The organism is Cytobacillus dafuensis (genome assembly GCF_007995155.1).
Lineage (GTDB): Bacteria > Bacillota > Bacilli > Bacillales > Cytobacillaceae > Cytobacillus > Cytobacillus dafuensis.
The window spans coordinates 1369331-1395392 of record NZ_CP042593.1 but is presented as its reverse complement, the minus strand read 5'-3'; the positions used below and the strand labels follow the sequence as shown (position 1 = coordinate 1395392).

The window sequence follows — 26062 nt, the reverse complement described above, 5'->3', positions numbered from 1 at the left end:
TTAAAAATTCCTCATAAACCCGTATTTTATGGTAAATAAGAAGAATCCATTTTTAAAAAAAGATGATCAAAATGGATTCTTTTTCAGCAGATTTAAGTTTGATTTTTAAAAAAAGTTTGATCATAAGTATATCTAGTTAAAGTAACGCCCCCGTTAGCTTAATAAGTTTTTTTAATTTTTCTTTCTACACTGTATAATACTTTCTTTTTCCGAAATCCCTTTTTCTACTGTAACTTTATTGATTACAACACCCTTTTCTGGAGTATCAGTTAATGTAAAATGAATTCTATTGTAGGGAATCTCACCATGATGCGAACCATAATTTAACGCACTTGCAAAAGCAACATGTCTGCGAGTATCACCTTTTATTCTTTCGACTCTAATTCTGGGACACAATATAAAATCTGAATATTTTTGGTCAAGATAAGTATGATACCTTGCATATAAAGTTTCTTCGAGTAATTCATTTTCGGGAACACCATTCCATCCTACCAAGAGTAATCCAACAAACACGATGATTATCCTTTTCATAAACCATTACCACCTCTGGACTATTCTTCCAAAATGATAATTCCATTATTCGACTAAACTGCCATTTAGTTTAAGTAAGTTTTTTCACAATCCCACACCAATATTAACATAAACATCCAGTTTTATTTTGGAGCCTTATTCCTTTAAATGGCCCGATTATTGAAAAAGACACAATTCCTATTCAAGAATTGCACCCTTTAATTGAATAAGAAAAAATATTTATGTACCGGTATATTCTAATTTTCAGAGCATTTATCCCAGTTGAATCGCTTAATTCGAATCTTCTTGGCCTTCTTTTCATCCACTGACATAACGACCCATACTTCACCAATTTTACTTAACTTCTTTTTAACATTGTTTCCATCAATTTTCTTATAAAGAAAATAACCTTCTTTTCCTTCTAAGCCATTCTTTAAAAATAGGCGCCTTGAACCATTACTTCTTCCGACAAATAAAGACTGTAGCGACATCTTGTCAGAATGGTCATTAAGCTTCTCCCCTACTTTTAACATCAAGTCATCAGATATAAATTCTTGATACTCTGATAAATCTAAGTTAAAGCTTTTAACAATATCTTTTAACACCTTATTATTAAATTCTTGATATTCTTTTTCAGATTCTTCTATACAAACGCTTTTAGGTGGTTTTTCTTCTTTTACAGAATTAGCAAAAAAAGTTTCATTATTTACTCCATAAATTAAAATAATTGATATTAACAATAAATGAGAAAACTTTTTATTCATTTACATCAACCTAACTATTTTAGGCTTATTTTCACCGGATCAATAACAATTATCCTTTTTCAAACAAAATGTTTTACTTGAGTAACTCCCCATTTCCCCCCCCATTCCAGATTTGGTCCTAAAATAAAAATAAGCGCTGATCCTTGTTCTCTAGGAAAGCGCCCGATTGCAGAGGATTAAAGAGAATACAGTTCTATTATTTTTTCTAAGGGTAATTTATTCAGATTACACATATCAATAAAATAAGGTAACTGCCATTTTTGAGTTTTCATCGCTTGTTTACTACTCGGACTATCCCAGCTAGGATAAACTCTTATTGCCATTTTACCCTTTGTTGAAGTAGACCTAAGAATGTTCTGTTTTAAAAGAATTTCTTTTGGAAAAATAAATTGACCAAACTCATTTTCATTTTTAAAGGTAGTTATAACTAATAAATCTGGGGCTTCCTCATATAAGTAGGGTTGATTTTTATTATTTTCGTCCTTTTCCCAAAGCGCAACAAACTGCCCTACTTTGGTAGGGGTTATATTCGCAACTCTGAATCGAACTGTTTTAGAAGATAATTGAAATGTACCAGCACCATACTTAGAATTTTGCTTCTCTTCTTGAACTGACTTTACAGTTAAGTGATTCGACTCATAAATCATTTTATCTATATAAGTTAATGCTGTAAAAAAATCATTCATTTCTTCACTCCTAAATTTCAAACAAAATGGCCCTTTAATGAAAACGAGCGCTAATCCTTAATACAGAATCGCGCCCGATCGTTGAATATCAAGATAAGCACCCGTAGTTGAAAAATGTATCTAAATTGATTGAAACGGTTTGTTTTAAATAATTATACTGTTTATCATTAGTATCTTTATATGCTTCTTCTCTATTTGAAGGAATATCCATATATAAGATGTCTTCTCCAAATTGAGAAGCTGTTAAATCGTATCGTTTCCCATTGATAATATTATAAAAATGCCATCCATCAGGCAGTTTAGTTTTCTTTATTTCCCCACCTAATATATCATTTACTACTAATGTGGTTACACCACATTGTCCCTTTGCAGGATTATCCTTACTCCATTTTGAACTTGATTCTAAAGACCACGATTTAGACAAAGCATTCATTATTTGTTCTATTTGTAACGTATTATTCTCCATACAAATCCCTCTCTATCATAGATTAACTTATTATAATTTTAATTATAATTAAGCAATCCTGCTCCGTAAATCAATAAAAAAATGCTCTACTCCTTATTGAAGTAAAGCGCCCGATTATTGAATAAGTTGTTTAAATTTAATGCACAGTATCATCGAACTGCGACAAAACAAGTTACATTTTTAGGGAATAATAGGTGTTTTATAAAACAAACTAATTTTAAAATAAAAAGGATGTGACAAAATGAAAAAGTTATTAATACAACTATCCTATGTAGGCTTGCTTTTATCATTGGCACCAATTTGTTCTTATGCAGAATCATTAGAAAAGTTACCCGCAACCGAAACATCTGAACAATGGGAAATTGTAATTGGGAAACCAAATGCCATGGACCCAAGCCTCAACAAATCTGGTAAACCAGACCTATATAATGTATACAGTATGGTCATTAATAACATTAGTAACAAGGACAACGTTGAATTAGTTAGAATTGAAGTCTATAGAGATCACCCAAACTCAACAACGGAATACGAACTTTTTACTGTTGACTATGAGGGAAATAAACCTTTAAAACCAGCTCTTGAACATCACAACTTTCCTTTATATACTAAAGCATCAAAGTTAATAGTTATTGTTACTTGGGCAGAAAAGGATGACAAAACTGATCGTAAATATAAAGAACAATTCGTCTTCCAACAGTAAAGTATATTTTCCGAGAGGTTTGACCTCTCTTTTTTTATTTCTCTTTTTATGTCAAATGTGCAATATCAAAGAAATAAATTTCTTGTTTATTCATCTAAATAACTAAAAAACACAACTCTTTATATAAGAATTGCGCCCGATTGTTGAAGATTATAATAAAGTCTTATTGAACAAAAGCCCCCATTACTTTAAGTACAATACTTCACAATCTGCTCGTTTAGTTTACCATGACTTATCGCTTTCGCTTATAATAAGTGCTTTAATTACTGCACTTCCCACTTAAATTTTCCATTATATTGTTTAAGTCGTTTTTTCACTTGCTCCAATTCATAAAAACTTGAATGTGCTTTTTTGACAATTTCTTCATCCGTTTTACCTTCTTCTAAAAGAGTTCTGATAAGTTCATACCTTGTCACTTCAAATTCAAAATAACCATGATATTCTTTGAGCTGATTCTTTATGTCCTTTAGCTCAACAATACTGTTGTTGCAATACGAAGAATTTCTTTGTCTGTTTTACCCATTTTTATAAGAGTTCGAACGATACTATATCTTTCACGTATTTCGCCTGTTGCCAATCCAAGCCCATATCCATCATCCCAAGCTATATCGTAGCATTCTTTAAAAGGAAGACACTCATCTTGTTTCTCTTTAACTAATCCCAAAAGTAAGGGTAAAGAAATTAATGTGATAAGAAATAATGTTCGTTTCACTAAAGTCACACCTTTTTTTCCTTAGTATGACCTTTTAGTTCGCAATAGGTGTGTCTATTGTGACATAAGACATATTCTTCTTATTGAATTAACCTGCATCCTTTAGTTGAAAATAAGAAAAAGAGGCTGCCGCAGCAACCTGATTGTTCTACGAAAGCCCCCGTTACTTTAATAAGATTGTTGAGTTTAATTACTAATTTCTCCCCCTAAAATTCCCATCATTTTATATTCCATCTTTCCACAAAATATTTCCATTATCATCAAATGCTTCAATCTTCAATTGGTCTGGATCCCCTAAATCTGGTTCTTCTAAAGAACCAAAGGTAGTAAACCAAAACCTCAATCCTTCATCAGTCGCAATAATTTCTGCTTCTTTCTCCATTGTTTTTTGTTTTACAAAAACAGTTGTAATTTTCTCATCTGTAATAATCCCACCAAACAATGTAATTGGTATTGTCGGGTCATTGTTCATTACCCAATCAAAACCGTCAGTAGGATTTATCTCACCGTTGCCAGTATGTGTCCAATATTCACCATCTAACTTTTTGTATCCAATACGATAACCTGTTTCGTCTGTATAAAACACTATTTCATAATCATCCTTTCGCTGTCTATCTAAAATCTCAGTTGACTTTGGATGTGGGAAATTTTCTAAAGATAACTCCGTAATATTACTTGAAGTGTTAGAACAGGCTGTATTAAGCAGTAAAAAAACAGAAAAAAATAATAATATTTTCTTCATCAACTATTCCTCCTTCTTGTACTAAACTGACAGTTAGTTGAAGTACATTCCTTCACAATATTATCAATATATTAACATAAATATCCAGTTTTTCTTAAAGGCATGTTCAATTTTATAGCCCTTTTCATGAAGAAAGACACTTTCCTTATTTCAGAAAAGTGCCCTTTTGTTGAATATCGTTATTAAAGGAAAGCCCCCGTTAGTTCAATATCAAAAACTACCCAACATATTGAAAAATCAACTGATATAATGCTATGCAAAGTCCCAGAATACTCGCTTTCATTTTAGATGGATGGTTTCTTTTGCTACGAAACAAGTAAAAGAAAACTATTATAAATCCCAAGGGAAACCATAGCTGAAATAAACCTTCTTTTGTACCGTAAGAAAAAATTGGGGTAATGTAAGTGCTAATCAAAAAGTAAAAGAAAACCGTAAATCGTCGTGTTTCTAATTGTTTGCTCCACCTTACTAAAAAAATAATAATTATTATTGCGATAATTGTAATGTGTAAAGGGGGTAGGACAATAGCACCGTTCCCAATTCTGAACTCCAATCTGAATCACCCTCCTACTTTATAGCTTACCACGGTCCGTGATTAAATTCGGAATATTTTTACTAATAGTGATATCATCCTCCGTATTTTTCATTTAAGAATAATCCTTCTATCACAAAACTGCCCCGTTAGTTTAAGTAAAAAACCTCACAAACTCTTCACCCATAACCATTTTCGTAAAATACTTTACTCCATTAAATGGCCCGATTGTGGAACAAAATAAACCCTGTATATCCCCACAGGATTTTTAATCAAACTATGTTTTAAATGATTAGTCTTTTTTATAAAACTACAAATGACAAGTTTATTCTTTAACTCAAATATACTACACATTATTCAAGCATATATTTTCCTAAAGTATATTCAAGCTTAAGTTTTTATTCTACGAAATATTACCGAAATGCATTATGAGAAAGTTTGTCTTAATTTGATTTTACTGACTAGATAATGGATTTAATGTAATTCGTGCTTATAATAAATCGACCATCATTGATTTTCAAAAGATTTTTGAATATCTAAAAGCCATGAGTAAGGTAAGTGATAATACTCCATAATAGTTGTGGATAGAATAACATTTCCATCTTTCACTGAAGCTAACACAATAGTAGACTTTTCTAGTTTTAATGTTTGCTTCCCATCCCATGATAGTTTAAAAGATTCTTGTTCCCATTCTATAGGTTCCAATTTATGCTGCTGGAATAAAGTATAAATCTTATAAATTAGAAAAATGATATTTGACCGAGTATCATTGGTTTTTGAGCTCATCTGATTACCAACTTTCTATAGGTTCTTCACTTATCCAGTCAGTTTTTGGATTGCGATACCTTCCTTGCTTTATGATCATAAGCAGCTTTAAGCTCCTGAATACCTATGCAGCCTTCTTCTTCAGGTAAAATATGTAGTGGTACTCCCGCTCTCTCTGCCTCTATTTTTGCTATATCAACACCTAAATCAAAAATGATTTCTCGTTGGCCCTGGTAAGTCATGATTCTTTTAACCCCAACTAATATATCTCCAACGAGTGGAACACGAGGATCAGCTGGAAGGGCCCGTTCTAATCCACGTTTTGTATATACAAAGAGCGGTACACCATCTGAATCTTTGGGAAGCTTAGTAAGATCTGGCTCCCAACCAAATGGGATGTCTTGATCAATTGTATAATAATGATAGCTTTCAAGCAGCACATTTAAATTACGCATAAACCTTCCTTCATCCTGGCACTGTTTTGGCAATTTATAATCCAATGGGTTTACCTCTTGTCTATTTAATTGGCAATTAGTTCTATTAGAATCAAAATGTTGACACAATGTACATGTAGCATGTATTATCTTCATCTTTAACTTCCTCTCTTTTTAAGCAATTGTTCAGGAATATCATTCTTACAATAAATGATACGAATATTATTATCTTTTTAAAAATTCATCTCACTATTTGTTAATCTTCGATTACATTTAACACATGTAACTGAGTCTTCTGAAGAATCCGATGTGCATCATATCTATTGACTTCTCTTCAAGATTATTTAAAATCTTCTTCTTTTCAATAATATTATCAACTTCATCAGTTCGTTTGTGATACCAGTTCGATCCGCTTAAGAAAGTAATAATATTTCTCTTAAAACACTTTTCATTAGGTTTATTCTTCTAATGAACTAAGCTGTCCAATAGTCAAGAGCAACCCTCACAATATCCACTTTGCTTTAAAATTGCTATTAAAAAATCTGGCCCTATTACTGAAAATGGCACAATTTCTCTACAAGAATTTCGCCCTATAACGAAAAAGACGCGTTCCTAAATAAACGCTCATTTAGTAAAACATTTTAAATGCTAAAACAATTAGATAAAGTGGAGCACCAACAATTAACATTCCTGAAAAAAAGTAACACATACTTTTGAAAATAGCTTTAAAGAAATCATAGATTGCACCAGCTAAATCGTCAATTAACCTTGCCATTACAAACCCTCCATTACCTACCCTATACTTTATTAGCATAGCGTTAGTTAAACTTGAGCAAAGCATCACCGCAGAATATACAAGAAAAATTACGTTCTTATAGTAGTTAAGTACAAGTATTAATAATCTTATTTTAATTTTACATAAATATCCAATTCTATTCAAGGTTGTTATTCCACAATATGGCCTGATTGAGGATTAATGATCATTATGGCAGACCTGATATGGCTCCCTTGGATTTTTGCTAAAATAGACTTTTATTTGATTAACCCTTAATGTTTGAATGGATCGTAAAATGGATTAACATCTGCATTAAATCAGAAAATGAAGATGGATTTAGTTGATATTTGTACATTAGAGTTCTATGCGAGGCTATGTACCTTGTTACTTCAATATGATAACATGAAAAATAGATAAGGTTTCTTGCCTAAAAGGAACGCTTTAAATGTTGAAAATGACTGGATGGAAAGATATTGATGAATTAATCATTAGCAGCTATAAACTGCTTGAAGAGGGCAGTAAATTGGATAAGTGAATTGAAGAAATCAATAAGTTTTCTCCTAAAAAAACATATAGACGCACTTCAAGAAAAATAGCTTTCTTTAGAAAGCAAGTGAAATAATTTAACAGAGCTAATTCTTTTTTAGATAAAATTAACAATTAAAATTAACCATTCCGAAAAGTGTAAACAAACCTTGAAAAAGATATCACAATAGTAGATAATAGTATCAATATATATAAATAAATTAATTATGTGGAAAATCTAGAAGCACTAGGCACATGGGTCCCTAAGACCCGTGTGCCTTTTTTGTTTATAATATCAGATTTATAAGTCAGATATCATTTATCTACAATACTTTAATAATAATAAATACTTAATAGTATCTAGGAGGTTAAGAGAAAGTGCAACAATTATCAGTTAATCTTACAATCCCTATTCCAGAAGATTCTATAATAATTTCGAAAGTCGAATTGAATGAATTAAGAAAACAAAAATTGTCTGGTGTCTATTGGTCAATGAAAGACCTTGAAAACAGAATCAACAAAAAACATGAGTGGATAAAGGAACATATTCTATATCCCGAAAAACATAGAAAAGTACTCGATGTCGAAAAAGGAGGATTTGTTTATTATCCCAAAAGTAAAGGACAAACTTGGTCCTTTCATGCATCAAAAATGGCTAAATTTCTTGATAAGAATTTCCAAGCAATATTTTCGGAATCATAAACGAGTTCACTCGTCTCTTCTAACTATACAAATAGTTTACAAAATCTTATTATTAGGGTGACCGTTATATCGCCTGGTCATCCTTCTTTAGATATACAAGAAGGTGATTGAATGGCAAGCATACAAAAACGTGGAAAAACTTATCAATACACTGTCAGTCATACCATGAATGGAAAACAGAGCCCTATTCGTAAAGGTGGATTCCGCACTAAAAAAGAGGCACAAATTGCAGCAGCAGAAGTAGAAGCACAGCTGTCAAAAGGCCTAATGCCTATGCTTAAAAGGATTCCATTAAATGAATACTTCGCGAGTTGGATTAAGCTTTACAAAGAACCAAAAGTAAGTCGTGTAACCTTAGAACATTATTTGTATTCGCTAAAGGCTGTTAAAGACTATTTTCAAGAAATGCCTATTCAAGATGTCAAAAGACAAAACTACCAGAAGTTTTTAAACTGGCTTGGCAAGGATAAAGCAAAAGAAACAGTCGCAAAAATTAACGGACACATTAAGGCATGTGTCAAAGATGCCATTGAGGAGCAAATGATACAAATCGACTTCACAAGAAAAACCGAACTTACTTGGACAGTACAAGCTAAGAAATCCATGGAGAAACATTTAAGTTATGGAGAAAGTGAACGATTGTTACAAAACATATGGAGTAAGCTTGAGGAAGGACTAGGTTACTCATTATTGCTTTTGGCAATTACATCAGGAATGCGCTATGAGGAGCTTATTGGTCTTACAAGAAAAGACTTTGACTTTGTAAACAATACAATCAGTGTCAATAAAACATGGGGTTACAAGAAGAACTCCCCAGAAGGATTCGGACCAACTAAGAATGAACAATCAGATCGCATAATAAAGATGGATTCGGCTACTATGAACTACTTTAAAAAACTGTTTATATCAACACCCACTAATTTAAATCAATTGGTGTTTTACAGTCCATCTTCAAAGTACAAAGTCATTAGCAATACAAATGCAAATAAGTTGCTGCAAAAATTATTAGATAAACTAAGAATTCATTCTATCACTGTACATGGATTAAGACATACGCATGGAAGTATATTGCTCTATAAAAAAGCATCAATTCATTATGTAAGCGAACGACTAGGACACGGTGATATCGAAACAACATTGAAAGTGTATACTCATGTTCTTAAAGAATTGCGCATTGAGGATGAACAGCTTAGTATGAAGACGTTTGAGGAAATGATTGTGTAAAACCTTGTGTAAAAAATGTGTAAAATGATTTAAAATCTTATCGTTTTCTAACGAATACTCAGAAATAGAAAATAGCTCATATCCCCCGTCAAATCAAGGATTATGAGCTATTTAAAAAATCATATCGAAACTTAAATTTTTCTAAAGATACCGGTGGTCGGGGTCGAACCGACACTCCAGAAGGAACACGATTTTGAGTCGTGCGCGTCTGCCAATTCCGCCACACCGGCTTATTAAGTTTTATAGAAGTGCCGAGGACCGGAATCGAACCGGTACGGTAGTCACCTACCGCAGGATTTTAAGTCCTGTGCGTCTGCCAGTTCCGCCACCCCGGCGTATATAATAAAATGAATAAAACTCAATTTGGAGGCGGCAACCGGATTTGAACCGGTGATCAAGGTTTTGCAGACCTATGCCTTACCACTTGGCTATGCCGCCATAATATGAAAATGGAGCGGAAGACGGGATTCGAACCCGCGACCCCCACCTTGGCAAGGTGGTGTTCTACCACTGAACTACTTCCGCAAATGGCTGGGCTAGCTGGATTCGAACCAACGCATGTCGCAGTCAAAGTGCGATGCCTTACCGCTTGGCTATAGCCCAATAATTTCATTCGTTTCTGTATTATCATTATATAAATTTATCTTAATAATGTTACACATTTAAATATATGGGGCGACTGATGGGAATCGAACCCACGAATGTCGGAACCACAATCCGATGCGTTAACCACTTCGCCACAATCGCCATAACTTTATTATTCATTTCAATATTATGGGGCGACTGATGGGAATCGAACCCACGAATGTCGGAACCACAATCCGATGCGTTAACCACTTCGCCACAATCGCCATAATTAATTACAGGGGTAGTAGGAATCGAACCCACACTGGAGGTTTTGGAGACCTCTGTTCTACCTTTAAACTATACCCCTAAATGGTGGTGGGGGACGGATTCGAACCGCCGAACCCACAGGGAGCGGATTTACAGTCCGCCGCGTTTAGCCACTTCGCTACCCCACCTATATAAGTGGTGCCGGCCAGAGGACTTGAACCCCCAACCTACTGATTACAAGTCAGTTGCTCTACCAATTGAGCTAGGCCGGCACTTTTTTTAAAATGGTGGCTCAGGACGGAATCGAACCGCCGACACAAGGATTTTCAGTCCTTTGCTCTACCGACTGAGCTACTGAGCCACTATGCATTAAAATAATGGCGGTCCGGACGGGACTCGAACCCGCGACCTCCTGCGTGACAGGCAGGCATTCTAACCAACTGAACTACCGGACCATATTGCGGGGACAGGATTTGAACCTGCGACCTTCGGGTTATGAGCCCGACGAGCTACCGGACTGCTCCACCCCGCGATAATATTATTTCTCATGCTCATGAATTTGAGTATGGTGGAGGATGACGGGATCGAACCGCCGACCCTCTGCTTGTAAGGCAGATGCTCTCCCAGCTGAGCTAATCCTCCATATATGGTGACCCGTACGGGATTCGAACCCGTGTTACCGCCGTGAAAGGGCGGTGTCTTAACCGCTTGACCAACGGGCCAGTATGTAAATGGCGGAGAGCAAGGGATTTGAACCCTTGAGACAGCTATAAACCGCCTACACGATTTCCAATCGTGCTCCTTCGGCCACTCGGACAGCTCTCCTTATGGCTCCGCAGGTAGGATTCGAACCTACGACCGTTCGGTTAACAGCCGAATGCTCTACCACTGAGCTACTGCGGAATAATCCATATGCCTGGCGACGTCCTACTCTCACATGGGGACAGCCCCAAACTACCATCGGCGCTGAGAAGCTTAACTTCCGTGTTCGGGATGGGAACGGGTGTGACCTTCTCGCTATCGCCACCAGACTATTTTTTAAAGACAATATTTATTATATCGTCTTTTTAAATTTTTTCAAGAGAAATTTTTTATTCTCTCAAAACTAGATAATGTAGAAGAAGAATTCGAGTAATCAATTTGGTTAAGTCCTCGACCGATTAGTATTTGTCAGCTCCACGTGTCACCACGCTTCCACCTCAAACCTATCAACCTGATCATCTTTCAGGGGTCTTACTAGCTTGACGCTATGGGAAATCTCATCTCGAGGGGGGCTTCATGCTTAGATGCTTTCAGCACTTATCCCTTCCGCACATAGCTACCCAGCGATGCTCTTGGCAGAACAACTGGTACACCAGCGGTGCGTCCATCCCGGTCCTCTCGTACTAAGGACAGCTCCTCTCAAATTTCCTGCGCCCACGACGGATAGGGACCGAACTGTCTCACGACGTTCTGAACCCAGCTCGCGTACCGCTTTAATGGGCGAACAGCCCAACCCTTGGGACCGACTACAGCCCCAGGATGCGATGAGCCGACATCGAGGTGCCAAACCTCCCCGTCGATGTGGACTCTTGGGGGAGATAAGCCTGTTATCCCCGGGGTAGCTTTTATCCGTTGAGCGATGGCCCTTCCATGCGGAACCACCGGATCACTAAGCCCGACTTTCGTCCCTGCTCGACTTGTAGGTCTCGCAGTCAAGCTCCCTTATGCCTTTACACTCTTCGAATGATTTCCAACCATTCTGAGGGAACCTTTGGGCGCCTCCGTTACTTTTTAGGAGGCGACCGCCCCAGTCAAACTGCCCACCTGACACTGTCTCCCACCCCGATCAGGGGTGCGGGTTAGAATTTCAATACAGCCAGGGTAGTATCCCACCGATGCCTCCACCGAAGCTAGCGCTCCGGCTTCCAAGGCTCCTACCTATCCTGTACAAGCTGTACCGAAATTCAATATCAGGCTACAGTAAAGCTCCACGGGGTCTTTCCGTCCTGTCGCGGGTAACCTGCATCTTCACAGGTACTATAATTTCACCGAGTCTCTCGTTGAGACAGTGCCCAGATCGTTACGCCTTTCGTGCGGGTCGGAACTTACCCGACAAGGAATTTCGCTACCTTAGGACCGTTATAGTTACGGCCGCCGTTTACTGGGGCTTCAATTCAGAGCTTCGCTTGCGCTAACCCCTCCTCTTAACCTTCCAGCACCGGGCAGGCGTCAGCCCCTATACTTCGCCTTACGGCTTCGCAGAGACCTGTGTTTTTGCTAAACAGTCGCCTGGGCCTATTCACTGCGGCTCATCCGGGCTATTCACCCAAATGAGCACCCCTTCTCCCGAAGTTACGGGGTGATTTTGCCGAGTTCCTTAACGAGAGTTCTCTCGCTCACCTTAGGATTCTCTCCTCGCCTACCTGTGTCGGTTTGCGGTACGGGCACCTTTTCCCTCGCTAGAGGCTTTTCTTGGCAGTGTGGATTCAGGAACTTCGGTACTTTATTTCCCTCGCCGTCACAGCTCAGCCTTTATGCAAGCGGGATTTGCCTCGCTTGCAGCCTAACTGCTTGGACGCGCTATTCCAGCAGCGCGCTTACCCTATCCTCCTGCGTCCCCCCATTGCTCAAACGGTAAAGAGGTGGTACAGGAATATCAACCTGTTGTCCATCGCCTACGCTTTTCAGCCTCGGCTTAGGTCCCGACTAACCCTGAGCGGACGAGCCTTCCTCAGGAAACCTTAGGCATTCGGTGGATGGGATTCTCACCCATCTTTCGCTACTCATACCGGCATTCTCACTTCTAAGCGCTCCACCAGTCCTTACGGTCTAGCTTCAACGCCCTTAGAACGCTCTCCTACCACTGACATCGTAGATGTCAATCCACAGCTTCGGTGATACGTTTAGCCCCGGTACATTTTCGGCGCAGAGTCACTCGACCAGTGAGCTATTACGCACTCTTTAAATGGTGGCTGCTTCTAAGCCAACATCCTGGTTGTCTAAGCAACTCCACATCCTTTTCCACTTAACGTATACTTTGGGACCTTAGCTGGTGGTCTGGGCTGTTTCCCTCTTGACTACGGATCTTATCACTCGCAGTCTGACTCCCATGGATAAGTCTTTGGCATTCGGAGTTTGTCTGAATTCGGTAACCCGATGAGGGCCCCTAGTCCAAACAGTGCTCTACCTCCAAGACTCTTACTACATGAGGCTAGCCCTAAAGCTATTTCGGAGAGAACCAGCTATCTCCAAGTTCGATTGGAATTTCTCCGCTACCCACACCTCATCCCCGCACTTTTCAACGTGCGTGGGTTCGGTCCTCCATCCAGTGTTACCTGGACTTCAACCTGGACATGGGTAGGTCACCTGGTTTCGGGTCTACGACCACATACTCATTCGCCCTATTCAGACTCGCTTTCGCTGCGGCTCCGTCTCTTCAACTTAACCTCGCATGTAATCGTAACTCGCCGGTTCATTCTACAAAAGGCACGCCATCACCCGTTAATGGGCTCTGACTACTTGTAGGCACACGGTTTCAGGATCTCTTTCACTCCCCTTCCGGGGTGCTTTTCACCTTTCCCTCACGGTACTGGTTCACTATCGGTCACTAGGGAGTATTTAGCCTTGGGAGATGGTCCTCCCTGCTTCCGACGGGATTTCACGTGTCCCGCCGTACTCAGGATCCACTCTGGAGGGAACGAAGTTTCAACTACAGGGCTTTTACCTTCTATGGCCGGCCTTTCCAGACCTGTTCATTTACCTCGTTCCTTTGTAACTCCGTGTAGAGTGTCCTACAACCCCAAGAGGCAAGCCTCTTGGTTTGGGCTAATCCCGTTTCGCTCGCCGCTACTCAGGGAATCGCGTTTGCTTTCTCTTCCTCCGGGTACTTAGATGTTTCAGTTCCCCGGGTCTGCCTTCAATACCCTATGTATTCAGGTAAAGATCCTATCCCATTACGGATAGGGGGTTCCCCCATTCGGAAATCTCCGGATCAAAGCTTACTTACAGCTCCCCGAAGCATATCGGTGTTAGTCCCGTCCTTCATCGGCTCCTAGTGCCTAGGCATTCACCGTGCGCCCTTTCTAACTTAACCTACTTCGGTCAACGATTAACGTTGTCCTCATGGTTTGTACTCTTACTCAATGAATAAATAAGAGAGAAAACTAAAATGGCGATTACTCGGTTATTCTTCTTCATTTCATTATCTAGTTTTCAAAGAACAAAAGTTTTGAGAGATTATTCTCTCAAAACTGAACGAACAAGAAACGTCTTATTTAAGAAGTATGAAATACTTCTATATATCCTTAGAAAGGAGGTGATCCAGCCGCACCTTCCGATACGGCTACCTTGTTACGACTTCACCCCAATCATCTGTCCCACCTTAGGCGGCTGGCTCCTTACGGTTACCCCACCGACTTCGGGTGTTACAAACTCTCGTGGTGTGACGGGCGGTGTGTACAAGGCCCGGGAACGTATTCACCGCGGCATGCTGATCCGCGATTACTAGCGATTCCGGCTTCATGCAGGCGAGTTGCAGCCTGCAATCCGAACTGAGAATGGTTTTATGGGATTCGCTTAACCTCGCGGTCTCGCAGCCCTTTGTACCATCCATTGTAGCACGTGTGTAGCCCAGGTCATAAGGGGCATGATGATTTGACGTCATCCCCACCTTCCTCCGGTTTGTCACCGGCAGTCACCTTAGAGTGCCCAACTGAATGCTGGCAACTAAGATCAAGGGTTGCGCTCGTTGCGGGACTTAACCCAACATCTCACGACACGAGCTGACGACAACCATGCACCACCTGTCACTCTGTCCCCCGAAGGGGAACGCCCTATCTCTAGGGTTGGCAGAGGATGTCAAGACCTGGTAAGGTTCTTCGCGTTGCTTCGAATTAAACCACATGCTCCACCGCTTGTGCGGGCCCCCGTCAATTCCTTTGAGTTTCAGCCTTGCGGCCGTACTCCCCAGGCGGAGTGCTTAATGCGTTAGCTGCAGCACTAAGGGGCGGAAACCCCCTAACACTTAGCACTCATCGTTTACGGCGTGGACTACCAGGGTATCTAATCCTGTTCGCTCCCCACGCTTTCGCGCCTCAGTGTCAGTTACAGACCAGAAAGTCGCCTTCGCCACTGGTGTTCCTCCACATCTCTACGCATTTCACCGCTACACGTGGAATTCCACTTTCCTCTTCTGCACTCAAGTTCCCCAGTTTCCAATGACCCTCCACGGTTGAGCCGTGGGCTTTCACATCAGACTTAAGGAACCACCTGCGCGCGCTTTACGCCCAATAATTCCGGACAACGCTTGCCACCTACGTATTACCGCGGCTGCTGGCACGTAGTTAGCCGTGGCTTTCTGGTTAGGTACCGTCAAGGTACCGCCCTATTCGAACGGTACTTGTTCTTCCCTAACAACAGAGTTTTACGATCCGAAAACCTTCATCACTCACGCGGCGTTGCTCCGTCAGACTTTCGTCCATTGCGGAAGATTCCCTACTGCTGCCTCCCGTAGGAGTCTGGGCCGTGTCTCAGTCCCAGTGTGGCCGATCACCCTCTCAGGTCGGCTACGCATCGTTGCCTTGGTGAGCCGTTACCTCACCAACTAGCTAATGCGCCGCGGGCCCATCTGTAAGTGATAGCCGAAGCCATCTTTCAGCTTTCCTACATGTGTAGAAAAGAATTATCCGGTATTAGCTCCGGTTTCCCGAAGTTATCCCAGTCTTACAGGCAGGTTGCCCACGTGTTACTCACCCGTCCGCCGCTAACTTGCGAGAGCAAGCTCTCACAAGTCCGCTCGACTTGCATGTATTAGGCACGCCGCCAGCGTTCGTCCTGAGCCAGGATCAAACTCTCCAATAAAGAGTAAGATTAGCTCTTAAAAATGTCTTATAAAAAGACTTAGAATTAACGTTGACGTTTTTGTTCGTTCAGTTTTCAAAGAACAAATTTTCTTATTTATCGCTCAGAAGCGACTTTTCTAATATAACATGTTGTCATTGTTAATGTCAACACTTTTTATAAAGAATATCCGCCATCAGCTCTTTGTATATGCGTACAAATCGCAGCGACGGATATTAATATAACAATTATTAATAAAAAGGTCAATAACATTTTTGTTTTTTTACGATAATTTTTTTCCAAGTTTATAGTAGCGATGAAAAATATCTTGACCTTTTGTTTCAATATTAACTATTTCAACAACATGCTTATCAATTAAATATTCAAGAAGCATGCCTAGATCAACAGAATAGAATAACAATTCCTCGTGTTTCATCAACTCACTAATGGACCAAAATTCTTTTTCTGATAGCACATCAACAAAGTGACTGATTCCACTTTTCGTTTTTGAATGGATTAAAAATTCACTTGCTAGGAAGAGCAGTTCTAATCTTTTCTCTAATGGCTCATGACTATTCACCAGTTCTTCATATAACTTTAATATTTCTGGTTCAATCTGCTTTACCTGCTGCCAAACGGTAACCTCTGGATGAAAACCGTGCTCAATAATGGCAAGTCTTGCAAGATGGTGAAGAGAGTGGACAACATGATTATATGTATCTAGATAATGTCCGTTTTCAAAAAATGCTTTTCCGTCCATATAGCGGCGAATTAATTTGGCAAATTCTATTCCCATTTTCATCTTCCGCCCATTAAAAGGGAACTCCCTTAACTCTGTTTTTAGATCGTGTATATATTCATTGCGTTCAAATAATATTTTTCCATTATATAACCAATCAAAAATTTTCTTGTTAGATCCTAGCAAAAGCCATTCATGTAGCTGTTGGTCTGTAACCATATATAAAGCAGCTTTCTTATCATTATAAGAATAATGCTTAACAAATACAGGAGATTCAGCTTCCTTCACGAGAATAAGCAGGATTGCATCAAACGTGTCAGTAGCTGGAGTGTTTTTTTGTTGCTTATTAATGATTAAAACCCCTAGGGTGTTCGCTTGACTTGCCCGTTCCTGGTAAATAGGCCGGAGAATGTCTTCCATTATCATTCCTCCATATTCTTGATTAACTATATGTTCGACAATTTTTTTAAATAATCCTCCTTAAGTAGAGAGAAAAGGATAACTTTTATTAACTTTAATTTTTGTTTATCATCTAACAACCGTTATGATATAGTTAATCCTTAGGAGGGACAAGGATGGCTAAATATTCTAGTAAAATTAATAAAATACGATCATTTGCCCTTAGTTTAATATTTGTTGGTTTTCTTGTCATGTACATAGGTATCTTCTTTAGAAATTCCCCTCTTGCTATGACAATATTTATGCTTTTGGGATTGCTCTTTATTATTGCAAGCACTGGAGTATATTTTTGGATTGGGATGCTTTCAACGAAAACGGTACAGGTAGCTTGTCCAAATTGTGGTAAACACACAAAAATGCTTGGGCGTGTAGATATGTGCATGTATTGTAAAGAGCCTTTAACACTTGATCAAAACTTAGAGGGCATGGAATTCGACGAAAAATATAACAAGAAGAAAAAATAAAACTCGGCAATAGGCCGAGTTTTATTTTTCACAAAAAGCCCATGAAAAATAAATAAGCTGTCAGCAACTTGGCCACCAGCTTAGTTTTAGTTTGAGCATATTAATATTAGTGCGCTTCTTTACTAGCACAATCCGGGCAGGTTCCATAAATCTCCATACGATGATGGCTTATTTTAAACCCTGTCACATGAGAGGCTAAATGCTCAACTTCATCAAGTCCTGGATAATGAAAATCAACAATCTTACCACATTTCTCACAGATCACGTGATAGTGATGTGTTGTGACAAAATCAAATCGGCTTGATGCGTCTCCATAGGTTAATTCTTTAACAAGTCCAACCTCACGAAATACTCTTAAATTATTGTAAACTGTTGCCACACTCATATTAGGAAACTTTCCTTCTAGAGCTTTATAAATATCATCTGCAGTTGGGTGCGACATAGAGTTTATTAAAAATTCAAGTATCGCATGACGCTGTGGTGTTATGCGAACTCCGGTATCCTTTAAAGTATCCAACGCTTCCTTTAATTGAATATGCGCCACCGCCATGCACCTCTTTTCTAACAAGAATTATTACTTTATAATCTTTATAATTAGTTTACTCACTACTTGCTACTTTTGTCAACATTACAACCTACAATACATTAAAGAGATATTCAAATTATCATTCATTTTCATTGAAGTTTCGTTTACAAACCCCCTTCTTTACATCAACTTTCTTGTTTTAAATATATGAATGTTAAGTGTGTTTAAAAACCTCCTTTTGAAAAACTTGGCTTTCGCTAAGTCTATCCAGTGAATGCTTAGTGTTTCTTATGCGGTCTTTTTGCAGAGGTTTTATTCGAAGCTTCATATTTACCATGGTACGCCTTACAAACTAACCAAAGAAAAAAGGCGGATCATTAAGATCCGCTTTATCATTTATCTGAGGAGGTATGCCCTAATTAAATGATATTCAAAACTTTGGTTTATGAATGGACAGAAGCCTTGTTTATAAAAAAATAGGCAAAAACTAAAAGTCTATTATGGCTGCAATTTAAAATGATGAAAGATTTTCCTGAATATATTGTAGCGCTTCTTTCAACATGACCTTTAACTTTAACCTTTCTCCATTCCTTTACTAGCTTGCCGTCCTTATCAATTATGAAAGTACTGCGTTCAATCCCCATATATTCTTTCCCAAAATTTTTCTTAAGCTTCCAGACATCAAATGCTTCTGCAGCCTTATGTTCCTCGTCTGCAAGCAGGATAAAAGGTAAATCATATTTTTCGATAAATTTCTCATGCCGTTTTATTGGATCTGGACTTATTCCAATGATAACCGCATTCACTTCTGAAAAACGATCATGCTGATCCCTAAAATCACAAGCTTGGGTTGTACAACCAGGTGTCATATCCTTTGGATAGAAATAAAGAACGACATTTTTTCCACGATAATCGGACAACTTAACCGCTTCGCCTGTACTTGCAAAAAGCGTAAAATCTGGAGCCAATTCTCCTAAAGTAACTGACATCGAAATCCCTCCAATGACTTTTTCTTAAGCCTATCCAATTTTCAATGGAAACTCAACTTATCAATCCTACAATTTATTTTCTATATCAAACACTGCTCTAAAAACGAAAGCAGCCGGAATGGTATAACCAATCAATGCCTCAAGCACTGAGATCATTCTTCCAATTCCAATAGGTGCAATATCACCATATCCTACTGAGAATAGTGTAACTGCACTGAAATAAAATCCTGTTTCTAATTGACTAAGAAAATTTTCATCAAAACCAATCGTCCCATCCATAAAAACGGGATACCCATTAAATTCCAGGAGGATATATATTAGTCCGAACCCAAGCATGACAGTTACATATATGAATGCAAGATACATAAAGTTTTCAAATGAAAGCTTCTTTCCTTTTAATCGGTGAGGTATAAATAAGGTTCTCAAACTCATAATCATACAAAAAACGATAAGTACTAGGAATATATAAAAAACCATTACACTCCCTCTCTTCTCTCTCATCTGTTATACTATACGCCTTATGAGCAAATGGTATGACAGCTTGTCAAAGAAAAGCGCAAGCGCCTTGATCACCCCCGACAAGCACAAGACGAGCCTCACGGAAAGGTGTTCTTTACCTTTCTGGGAGGATTGGCTTGTGACCTCGAGGTCGACAAAAACGCGACGTCCTGTCGCATTGCCGACACTAGTACGTCCTGTACGTCGGGGGTAGGCGCTGGAGCTAGACATTTCTCTAACTCAGAAAAGTTATACTTTATTATAAGAAAAGCGCAAGCGCTAGACAATTCTCAATCTCGCAAAAAGTTCAAAGCATCCATTCAATAAAACATGGTAATATAATAAAGGTTGCAAAAACTCTATTTCCGATCATTAAAGGAGGATCTATATATGCAATTTACCAATTCAGAGCGAATACATAAGCAGGCGCTTGAACATATTGTAGGTGGGGTAAACAGCCCTTCTCGTTCATATAAAGCAGTAGGTGGAGGAGCACCTGTCGTCATGGAAAAAGGGCAAGGAGCGTACTTTTGGGATGTAGATGGAAATCAATATATCGATTATTTAGCCGCATATGGACCAATTATTACTGGACATGCACATCCGCATATTACAGAGGCGATTAAGACTGCTGCTGAAAATGGCGTACTTTTTGGAACACCAACTCCACATGAAGTGAAATTTGCCGAAATGCTAAAGGAAGCTATGCCAGCATTAGAAAAGGTACGATTCGTGAATTCTGGAACGGAAGCAGTTATGACAACGATACGAGTAGCACGTGCTTATACGGGACGAGATAAAATTATAAAATTCGCGGGCTGCTATCACGGACATTCTGACCTTGTTCTTGTTGCCGCAGGATCCGGTCCTTCAACACTAGGTACTCCAGATTCCGCTGGTGTTCCTAAGAGTATTGCTCAGGAAGTCATTACAGTTCCATTTAATGATATCGAGCCATTTAAAGAAGCACTAGAAAAATGGGGAAGCGAAATCGCTGCAGTTCTTGTAGAGCCAATCGTAGGGAACTTCGGAATTGTTGAACCAAAACCGGGCTTCCTCGAGCAAGTAAATGAATTGACACACGCTGCAGGTGCACTTGTTATTTATGATGAGGTCATAACCGCATTCCGCTTCATGTATGGCGGAGCACAGGATCTTTTAGGAGTAACCCCTGATTTAACTGCAATGGGGAAAATTATTGGCGGAGGATTGCCAATTGGTGCCTATGGCGGTAAAAAAGAAATTATGGAAAAAGTCGCTCCGTTAGGTCCAGCCTACCAAGCAGGTACAATGGCAGGAAACCCAGCATCTATTTTATCAGGTATTGCATGCCTTGAAGTTCTGAAGCAAAAGGGTGTTTATGAATACCTTGATCAATTAGGTGCTATGCTTGAAGAAGGTATCGAAGCTGCTGCTAAAGAGAATAATATTCCAATTACGATAAATCGTTTAAAAGGAGCTTTAACCGTCTATTTTACAGATGTAAAAGTTGAAAACTATGAACAAGCAGAAAATACGGATGGAGAAATGTTTGCGAAATTCTTCAAACTCATGCTTAAACAAGGAATCAATCTAGCCCCTTCGAAATATGAAGCATGGTTCATTACCATTGCCCATACAGAAGATGACATTCAAGCAACCATTCAGGCAGTAAACAATGCATTTCAAGCATTAAAAGATGCATAATTCCTATTATATTTAATACGATTTTAAGGAGCGATTATTCGCTCCTTTTTCTATTGGTTAAATTGTTTTATTCTATCTTTCAGAAGAGCCACACAGGATTAACCAATTTGTTAAAAATTTTAGTAAAATCCCATTGTACTTCTTTATATATCCATGTATAGTACATTCATGTCATCGAACAATTCCACTATGAAACGATTTCAATCATTTTTCGTATTTAGATATGTTACAATAAGTGTTCTTAAACTCATAATACAAACAGAGGAAAGCTCTTCTGAAAGAAAGGAAACAAATTAGTATGAAGCTTGGCGCCCGCATTTTGAAAACGGGAATCGCAATTGTTCTATCATTATTTTTAGCTGAATTATTTCAGATGCCATCACCTGTATTTGCAGCTATTGCTGCTATTTTCGCAATACAGCCGACTATTTATCGATCCTTCTTGTCAATTATCGAACAGGTGCAAGGGAATGCAATTGGAGCCATTATCGCAATTGTGTTTGTTCTTGTATTTGGTAATCATATATTCATCATCGGATTGGCAGCTATTGTTGTCATAACGATTAACCTAAAGCTTAAAATTGAAAATACAATTGGTTTGGCACTTGTTACAATGATCGCCATTATGGAAACGCCTGGTGATACCTTTATCCAATTCGCGCTTCTCCGATTTACTACTATTATGTTAGGGGTATTTTCTGCTTTTATCGTTAATCTTCTATTCTTACCGCCTAGATATGAAAAAAAGCTATACTTTAAACTGTCAGACATTACAGAAGAAACAACGAAATGGATTCGATTAACAATAAGACATGCTTCTGAACATAAATTATTGAAAAACGATATAGGTAGAATGAAAGAAACAATCAGAAGCCTTGATCATTTATATTTAATGTATAAGGAAGAAAGAAATTATTTCAAAAAAGATACGATAGCTAAGTCACGAAAGCTTGTTATTTATCGCCAAATGATATCTACAGAAAAAAGATCACTAGATACGTTACGAAAATTGCATCGCTTTGAAAATGATCTTCAGGAAATGCCAGCAGACTTTCAATATGTTGTTCAGCAGCAGCTAGATTGTCTGATTCATTATCACGAGCATGTTATGTTGAAATTTATTGGAAAAGTACGTCCACAGGTGGTTTTTGAAGAAGGTGACATTTTTCTAAATAGAAAAGAGCTTTTCAATCTTTTCTTTTCACAGCAAAAAGAAGCTAAATTAGAAGATGAAGCGATTTTATCCCATACGATGCAGATCATCGCAACCATTATTGACTATAATGAACAAGTTGAACACCTTGATAAATTAATTACTAGTTTTCAAACCTATCATAAAAAGTCTAATGAAGTAACAATTGAAAAGTGATCTGTCATTAGAAATGCAAATTTGCTCTTGAAAAAGAAGGGGCGTCTCAAAGCCGAAAATTCGGTCTATGAGACAGCCCCTAATTTAATTCTCAAGCTGCTGTACTTGGAATAACTTATAATAATTCCCCTGTTTCTTCATTAACTCCTCATGACTTCCGATTTCTGAAATTTCACCATGCTCAATTAAAATAATGCGATTTGCATGTGTAATGGTTGAAAGCCGATGGGCAACAATGAAGGTAGTCCGATCTTTCGCAAGCTGTTCGAGTGCTTCCTGTATTAAATGTTCGCTCTCTAAATCTAAGGCAGATGTTGCTTCATCTAAAACTAAAATTGGCGGGTTCTTTAAAAATACTCTTGCAATGGCTACCCTTTGCTTTTGCCCCCCAGAGAGCTTCACTCCACGTTCTCCAACCTTTGTGTCATAGCCATTTGGCAAGTTCATAATAAACTCATGAGCATTAGCAGCCTTGGCCGCTGCAATGACCTCTTCTTCTGTTGCATCCGGTTTCCCTAAGAGAATATTGGTTTTGACTGATTCACTGAAAAGAATATTATCTTGTAAAACCATCCCGATTTTATCCCGTAAAGATCTTACCTTAAATGAACGGATATCTTTCCCGTCTAATAATATTCTCCCTTTTGTTACATCATAAAACCTAGGAATCAATCCTACTAGTGATGATTTTCCACCGCCGCTCATTCCAACAAGCGCAATCGTTTCTCCTTTTTTTACATGAAGAGAAATATTTTTTAATACTAGATCTTCCTTTTCATCGTAAGCAAAGCTAACCTGCTCGAAATTGATATCTCCTTTAATATTTGTGCATTCAGTAGCATCTGGAGAATCATCAATATCATATTTCTCATCAATTAATTCAAACACCCTGTCCATCGAAGCGATCGATTGTGTAAGTGTTGTGGATGAATTTACTAGTCTTCTAAGAGGACTGTACAATTTATCGATATAGGCAATGAAAGCCATCATCGTTCCCATAGAGAGGTTTCCTTGAATAACTTGGTAACCTGAATAGCCGATGACGAGTAAAGGTGCGATATCTGTTATTGTGTTTACAACAGCAAATGCCTTTGCATTCCATTTCGTCTGATCGATAGCCTTAATTAAAAAATTTCCGTTTTGCTTATTAAACTGGGTTTGTTCATAGTCTTCAATGGCAAAGCTCTTGATTACAGCCATTCCTTGAACACGTTCATGTAGATAGCCCTGAACTTCTGCAAGTGCCTGTGACCGTGCTCTTGTTAGTTTTCTTAAATTACCGAAAAAATACTTCACTGAAAACCCATAAAACGGAAAAAGAATTAACGATGCGATCGTTAATGTCATATCCATTTGCATCATTATCACCACTGCAATTACAATGGTGGCAATATCAAGCCATAAGTTCATTAGTCCAGTTATGACAAACGTCTTTGTTTGCTCAACATCATTAATAACTCTAGAAATAACCTCTCCAGCTCTTGTGTTAGAATAATATTTAAAACTTAGCTTTTGTATATGCGTAAATAGCCTATCTCGTATATCAAATAAAATTTTGCTAGCTACCCATTGTGCAAAATATTGTCGATAATATTCTATTGGAGGACGAATGACAACAAATATAAAAATCATTATTCCCATCATTTTCAATAAGCTGCTTGTCTTATCAGCACTGCTTAAATCAGGATTTCCTATAATATCATCAATGACAAATTTGATTAATAGCGGAATCAATAGCGGAATCGCAAATTTTATGATTCCAATTATGATTGTTACTATTATTTGAAGGCGATAAGGCTTAACAAAATGCATGTAACGCCGGATGCTGCCCAACTTTTTTCCCCCTCTTAACACTTTCCTCTTTTTGGCCATATAAAAACCTGTTGATACAACGTCAACAGGCGTTAATTATGGTAGCCATCCATTTTTTTATCGTCTGTATGTAAGATATCTTTCATACCAAATATCAATAAAATCGGGTGCAAAAGGACCTTTTTTTTGGCGGATCCAATGAATTAATTGATCTACATTGAATTTTAGAATCCGGTCAATGGGCTCTGGATAATTCATTTCCAAACGATGTCTTTCATATTCATCCTCATCTAGTAAATTGAAAGTCATATCAGGAAACACTTTAATATCAAGATCATAATCAATATATTTCACTGCTTCCCCATCAAAAATAAATGGAGAGCTCAAATTACAATAATAATAAATCCCATCTTCCCGAATCATCCCAATCACATTAAACCAATATTGGGAATGAAAATAACAAATTGCCGGCTCTCTTGTAACCCATGTTCTTCCATCCGATTCTGTTACAACAGTTCTGTCATTTCCGCCAATTACTAAATTTTGAGTCCCTTTTAATACAGTTGTTTCCTCCCAGACCCGATGGATGTGCCCATTATGTTTATAGCTATGGATTTGTACTGGTTCTCCTTCTCTGGGTACGGCCATTCTTTTTCCCCTACTTTCATTTCACCGGGCTTTGCAACCTATTCAAATAAGAAAAACGCTGCGTATCTTTTTTTAGAAACGTGAGATTATCGACTTTTGACGAAATCGTCCATTTTTAATATCCCAACAATAATCCCCTTTAATTTTTCAATTGACTAAAGGCAACAAAGAACGAATCCTTTTTCTATTATTATAACGGTTAATAGCAAATTTTAAAACAAAGAGCCATTGAAAAACATCAATGGCCTTAAGAAAAATTTATATGAAGTGAATTTTTATTATACATTTACTTTTACTTTTTCATAGGAACGAATGACTTCTTCTGTCTGGTTCTCAAATAATAGATGAATTTCTTTTAATTCTCTCTTCAAATTGGCAATTTCAATTTGAATACTTTCTAGCTCTGTTTCCTGCTGTATAGAATTTAATTCCTCTTCTAATTCCTCACAACGCTCAAGCTCACTTTGGAGAAATAATAGTTTTTCCATTGTTTGCATTTGCTCAGATACTAAAGAGTTAAAGGTTTTCATCCCTTGTCACCGTCCCATTCATTATTCATCTCTATGTATTCGCTCATAACTTTACGAACCCTTTGACTACTTCTGTAGACTAGATAGAAGTTTTGTCGAAAAGAAAAGCGCAAGAATCAAAATCAGATTGTTCGTGTAAAGATCAAGGTAG

General features: G+C 38.2%; 21 protein-coding genes, 17 tRNA genes, 3 rRNA genes and 1 pseudogene. 6 read left to right on the top strand and 36 right to left on the bottom strand.

Annotated elements, in window-relative coordinates; genetic code table 11:
• Positions 1–171 precede the first annotated feature (171 nt).
• From FSZ17_RS06765 to FSZ17_RS06750, 4 genes are all read right to left on the bottom strand, one after another.
• Positions 172–531, bottom strand: a complete 360-nt coding sequence (locus FSZ17_RS06765) for a hypothetical protein (protein WP_057776697.1) — start codon at positions 529–531, stop codon at positions 172–174.
• Between the two features lie 236 nt (positions 532–767).
• Positions 768–1274: a hypothetical protein gene (locus tag FSZ17_RS06760; RefSeq protein ID WP_146846399.1), complete on the bottom strand. Its 507-nt coding sequence runs from the start codon at positions 1272–1274 to the stop codon at positions 768–770.
• A 176-nt stretch (positions 1275–1450) separates the two neighbouring features.
• On the bottom strand, positions 1451–1960 hold the full coding sequence (locus tag FSZ17_RS06755) for a MepB family protein (RefSeq protein WP_057777003.1): 510 nt from the start codon (positions 1958–1960) through the stop codon (positions 1451–1453).
• An 88-nt stretch (positions 1961–2048) separates the two neighbouring features.
• Complete coding sequence (locus FSZ17_RS06750; protein WP_057776979.1) at positions 2049–2426, bottom strand: YunG family protein; 378 nt, start codon at positions 2424–2426, stop codon at positions 2049–2051.
• Positions 2427–2667: 241 nt separating this feature from the next.
• Here FSZ17_RS06750 and FSZ17_RS06745 point away from each other — a divergent pair, with 241 nt between their 5' ends.
• The gene (locus FSZ17_RS06745) at positions 2668–3126 is read left to right on the top strand and encodes a hypothetical protein (RefSeq protein ID WP_057776978.1); all 459 of its coding nucleotides are present in this window, start codon (positions 2668–2670) and stop codon (positions 3124–3126) included.
• A 466-nt stretch (positions 3127–3592) separates the two neighbouring features.
• Here the strand turns inward: FSZ17_RS06745 and FSZ17_RS06740 are convergent, their stop codons facing one another.
• The 5 genes from FSZ17_RS06740 to FSZ17_RS23310 form a co-directional block, all read right to left on the bottom strand.
• On the bottom strand, positions 3593–3838 hold the full coding sequence (locus FSZ17_RS06740; RefSeq protein ID WP_057776977.1) for a hypothetical protein: 246 nt from the start codon (positions 3836–3838) through the stop codon (positions 3593–3595).
• A gap of 223 nt (positions 3839–4061) precedes the next feature.
• Positions 4062–4580 carry a hypothetical protein gene (locus FSZ17_RS06735; RefSeq protein WP_057776976.1) on the bottom strand — a complete coding sequence of 173 codons (519 nt, stop codon included), beginning with the start codon at positions 4578–4580 and terminating at the stop codon, positions 4062–4064.
• Between the two features lie 1039 nt (positions 4581–5619).
• Positions 5620–5898: a hypothetical protein gene (locus FSZ17_RS06725; RefSeq protein ID WP_057776974.1), complete on the bottom strand. Its 279-nt coding sequence runs from the start codon at positions 5896–5898 to the stop codon at positions 5620–5622.
• A gap of 38 nt (positions 5899–5936) precedes the next feature.
• On the bottom strand, positions 5937–6377 hold the full coding sequence (locus tag FSZ17_RS06720; protein ID WP_057776973.1) for a hypothetical protein: 441 nt from the start codon (positions 6375–6377) through the stop codon (positions 5937–5939).
• Positions 6378–6939: 562 nt separating this feature from the next.
• Positions 6940–7086: a hypothetical protein gene (locus tag FSZ17_RS23310; RefSeq protein WP_185150674.1), complete on the bottom strand. Its 147-nt coding sequence runs from the start codon at positions 7084–7086 to the stop codon at positions 6940–6942.
• 903 nt (positions 7087–7989) lie between these two features.
• Between FSZ17_RS23310 and FSZ17_RS06715 the strand changes: the two genes are divergently transcribed.
• The gene (locus tag FSZ17_RS06715) at positions 7990–8313 is read left to right on the top strand and encodes a DUF771 domain-containing protein (RefSeq protein ID WP_057776972.1); all 324 of its coding nucleotides are present in this window, start codon (positions 7990–7992) and stop codon (positions 8311–8313) included.
• Positions 8314–8424: 111 nt separating this feature from the next.
• Positions 8425–9537, top strand: coding sequence for a site-specific integrase (locus tag FSZ17_RS06710; RefSeq protein WP_057776971.1), 1113 nt, complete (start codon positions 8425–8427; stop codon positions 9535–9537).
• Between the two features lie 148 nt (positions 9538–9685).
• Here the strand turns inward: FSZ17_RS06710 and FSZ17_RS06705 are convergent.
• The 21 genes from FSZ17_RS06705 to FSZ17_RS06605 all read right to left on the bottom strand — a co-directional run bounded on the left by FSZ17_RS06705 (position 9686) and on the right by FSZ17_RS06605 (position 17350).
• A tRNA-Leu gene (locus FSZ17_RS06705) sits at positions 9686–9767 on the bottom strand.
• Positions 9768–9786: 19 nt separating this feature from the next.
• A tRNA-Leu gene (locus FSZ17_RS06700) sits at positions 9787–9872 on the bottom strand.
• 29 nt (positions 9873–9901) lie between these two features.
• A tRNA-Cys gene (locus tag FSZ17_RS06695) sits at positions 9902–9975 on the bottom strand.
• A 12-nt stretch (positions 9976–9987) separates the two neighbouring features.
• Positions 9988–10062, bottom strand: a tRNA-Gly gene (locus tag FSZ17_RS06690).
• Between the two features lie 3 nt (positions 10063–10065).
• Positions 10066–10140 (bottom strand) — tRNA-Gln (locus tag FSZ17_RS06685).
• Positions 10141–10208: 68 nt separating this feature from the next.
• Positions 10209–10284 (bottom strand) — tRNA-His (locus tag FSZ17_RS06680).
• Between the two features lie 28 nt (positions 10285–10312).
• Positions 10313–10388 (bottom strand) — tRNA-His (locus FSZ17_RS06675).
• Positions 10389–10400: 12 nt separating this feature from the next.
• A tRNA-Trp gene (locus tag FSZ17_RS06670) sits at positions 10401–10471 on the bottom strand.
• A 3-nt stretch (positions 10472–10474) separates the two neighbouring features.
• Positions 10475–10559, bottom strand: a tRNA-Tyr gene (locus FSZ17_RS06665).
• A gap of 8 nt (positions 10560–10567) precedes the next feature.
• A tRNA-Thr gene (locus FSZ17_RS06660) sits at positions 10568–10643 on the bottom strand.
• A gap of 13 nt (positions 10644–10656) precedes the next feature.
• Positions 10657–10732, bottom strand: a tRNA-Phe gene (locus tag FSZ17_RS06655).
• 17 nt (positions 10733–10749) lie between these two features.
• A tRNA-Asp gene (locus FSZ17_RS06650) sits at positions 10750–10826 on the bottom strand.
• 3 nt (positions 10827–10829) lie between these two features.
• Positions 10830–10903: transfer RNA gene (locus FSZ17_RS06645), tRNA-Met, on the bottom strand.
• A gap of 34 nt (positions 10904–10937) precedes the next feature.
• Positions 10938–11013: transfer RNA gene (locus FSZ17_RS06640), tRNA-Val, on the bottom strand.
• 5 nt (positions 11014–11018) lie between these two features.
• Positions 11019–11093 (bottom strand) — tRNA-Glu (locus FSZ17_RS06635).
• Positions 11094–11103: 10 nt separating this feature from the next.
• A tRNA-Ser gene (locus FSZ17_RS06630) sits at positions 11104–11196 on the bottom strand.
• A gap of 3 nt (positions 11197–11199) precedes the next feature.
• Positions 11200–11274 (bottom strand) — tRNA-Asn (locus tag FSZ17_RS06625).
• An 11-nt stretch (positions 11275–11285) separates the two neighbouring features.
• A 5S ribosomal RNA gene (gene rrf, locus FSZ17_RS06620) occupies positions 11286–11402 on the bottom strand.
• Between the two features lie 109 nt (positions 11403–11511).
• Positions 11512–14446, bottom strand: a 23S ribosomal RNA gene (locus FSZ17_RS06615).
• 215 nt (positions 14447–14661) lie between these two features.
• Positions 14662–16212 (bottom strand): 16S ribosomal RNA (locus FSZ17_RS06610).
• Together the 16S, 23S and 5S rRNA genes with 17 tRNA genes alongside form the textbook arrangement of a ribosomal RNA operon.
• A gap of 262 nt (positions 16213–16474) precedes the next feature.
• Positions 16475–17350, bottom strand: a complete 876-nt coding sequence (locus FSZ17_RS06605; protein ID WP_057774879.1) for a nucleotidyltransferase-like protein — start codon at positions 17348–17350, stop codon at positions 16475–16477.
• A gap of 155 nt (positions 17351–17505) precedes the next feature.
• Between FSZ17_RS06605 and FSZ17_RS06600 the strand changes: the two genes are divergently transcribed.
• Positions 17506–17853 carry a YgzB family protein gene (locus FSZ17_RS06600; protein WP_057774882.1) on the top strand — a complete coding sequence of 116 codons (348 nt, stop codon included), beginning with the start codon at positions 17506–17508 and terminating at the stop codon, positions 17851–17853.
• A 106-nt stretch (positions 17854–17959) separates the two neighbouring features.
• Here FSZ17_RS06600 and perR read toward each other — a convergent pair whose 3' ends face one another.
• The 3 genes and pseudogenes from perR to FSZ17_RS06585 all read right to left on the bottom strand — a co-directional run bounded on the left by perR (position 17960) and on the right by FSZ17_RS06585 (position 19845).
• Positions 17960–18397: a peroxide-responsive transcriptional repressor PerR gene (perR, locus tag FSZ17_RS06595; protein WP_185150673.1), complete on the bottom strand. Its 438-nt coding sequence runs from the start codon at positions 18395–18397 to the stop codon at positions 17960–17962.
• Between the two features lie 493 nt (positions 18398–18890).
• Positions 18891–19368 (bottom strand): annotated as a pseudogene (bcp, locus tag FSZ17_RS06590) (thioredoxin-dependent thiol peroxidase).
• Positions 19369–19434: 66 nt separating this feature from the next.
• On the bottom strand, positions 19435–19845 hold the full coding sequence (locus FSZ17_RS06585; RefSeq protein WP_057774889.1) for an ion channel: 411 nt from the start codon (positions 19843–19845) through the stop codon (positions 19435–19437).
• Positions 19846–20256: 411 nt separating this feature from the next.
• Here FSZ17_RS06585 and FSZ17_RS06580 point away from each other — a divergent pair, with 411 nt between their 5' ends.
• A complete protein-coding gene (locus FSZ17_RS06580) occupies positions 20257–21552 on the top strand; it encodes a glutamate-1-semialdehyde 2,1-aminomutase (RefSeq protein WP_057774892.1) in 1296 nt (431 codons plus the stop codon).
• Between the two features lie 298 nt (positions 21553–21850).
• The gene (locus FSZ17_RS06575; protein ID WP_057774895.1) at positions 21851–22921 is read left to right on the top strand and encodes an FUSC family protein; all 1071 of its coding nucleotides are present in this window, start codon (positions 21851–21853) and stop codon (positions 22919–22921) included.
• Between the two features lie 84 nt (positions 22922–23005).
• On the opposite strand, the gene FSZ17_RS06570 is transcribed toward FSZ17_RS06575, so the two are convergent.
• The 3 genes from FSZ17_RS06570 to FSZ17_RS06560 form a co-directional block, all read right to left on the bottom strand.
• Complete coding sequence (locus FSZ17_RS06570; protein WP_057774898.1) at positions 23006–24754, bottom strand: ABC transporter ATP-binding protein; 1749 nt, start codon at positions 24752–24754, stop codon at positions 23006–23008.
• 96 nt (positions 24755–24850) lie between these two features.
• On the bottom strand, positions 24851–25381 hold the full coding sequence (ntdP, locus tag FSZ17_RS06565; protein ID WP_057774901.1) for a nucleoside tri-diphosphate phosphatase: 531 nt from the start codon (positions 25379–25381) through the stop codon (positions 24851–24853).
• Between the two features lie 278 nt (positions 25382–25659).
• Entirely contained in the window at positions 25660–25911 is a 252-nt protein-coding gene (locus tag FSZ17_RS06560) for a YgaB family protein (RefSeq protein WP_057774903.1), read from the bottom strand.
• Between the last annotated feature and the right edge of the window lie 151 nt (positions 25912–26062).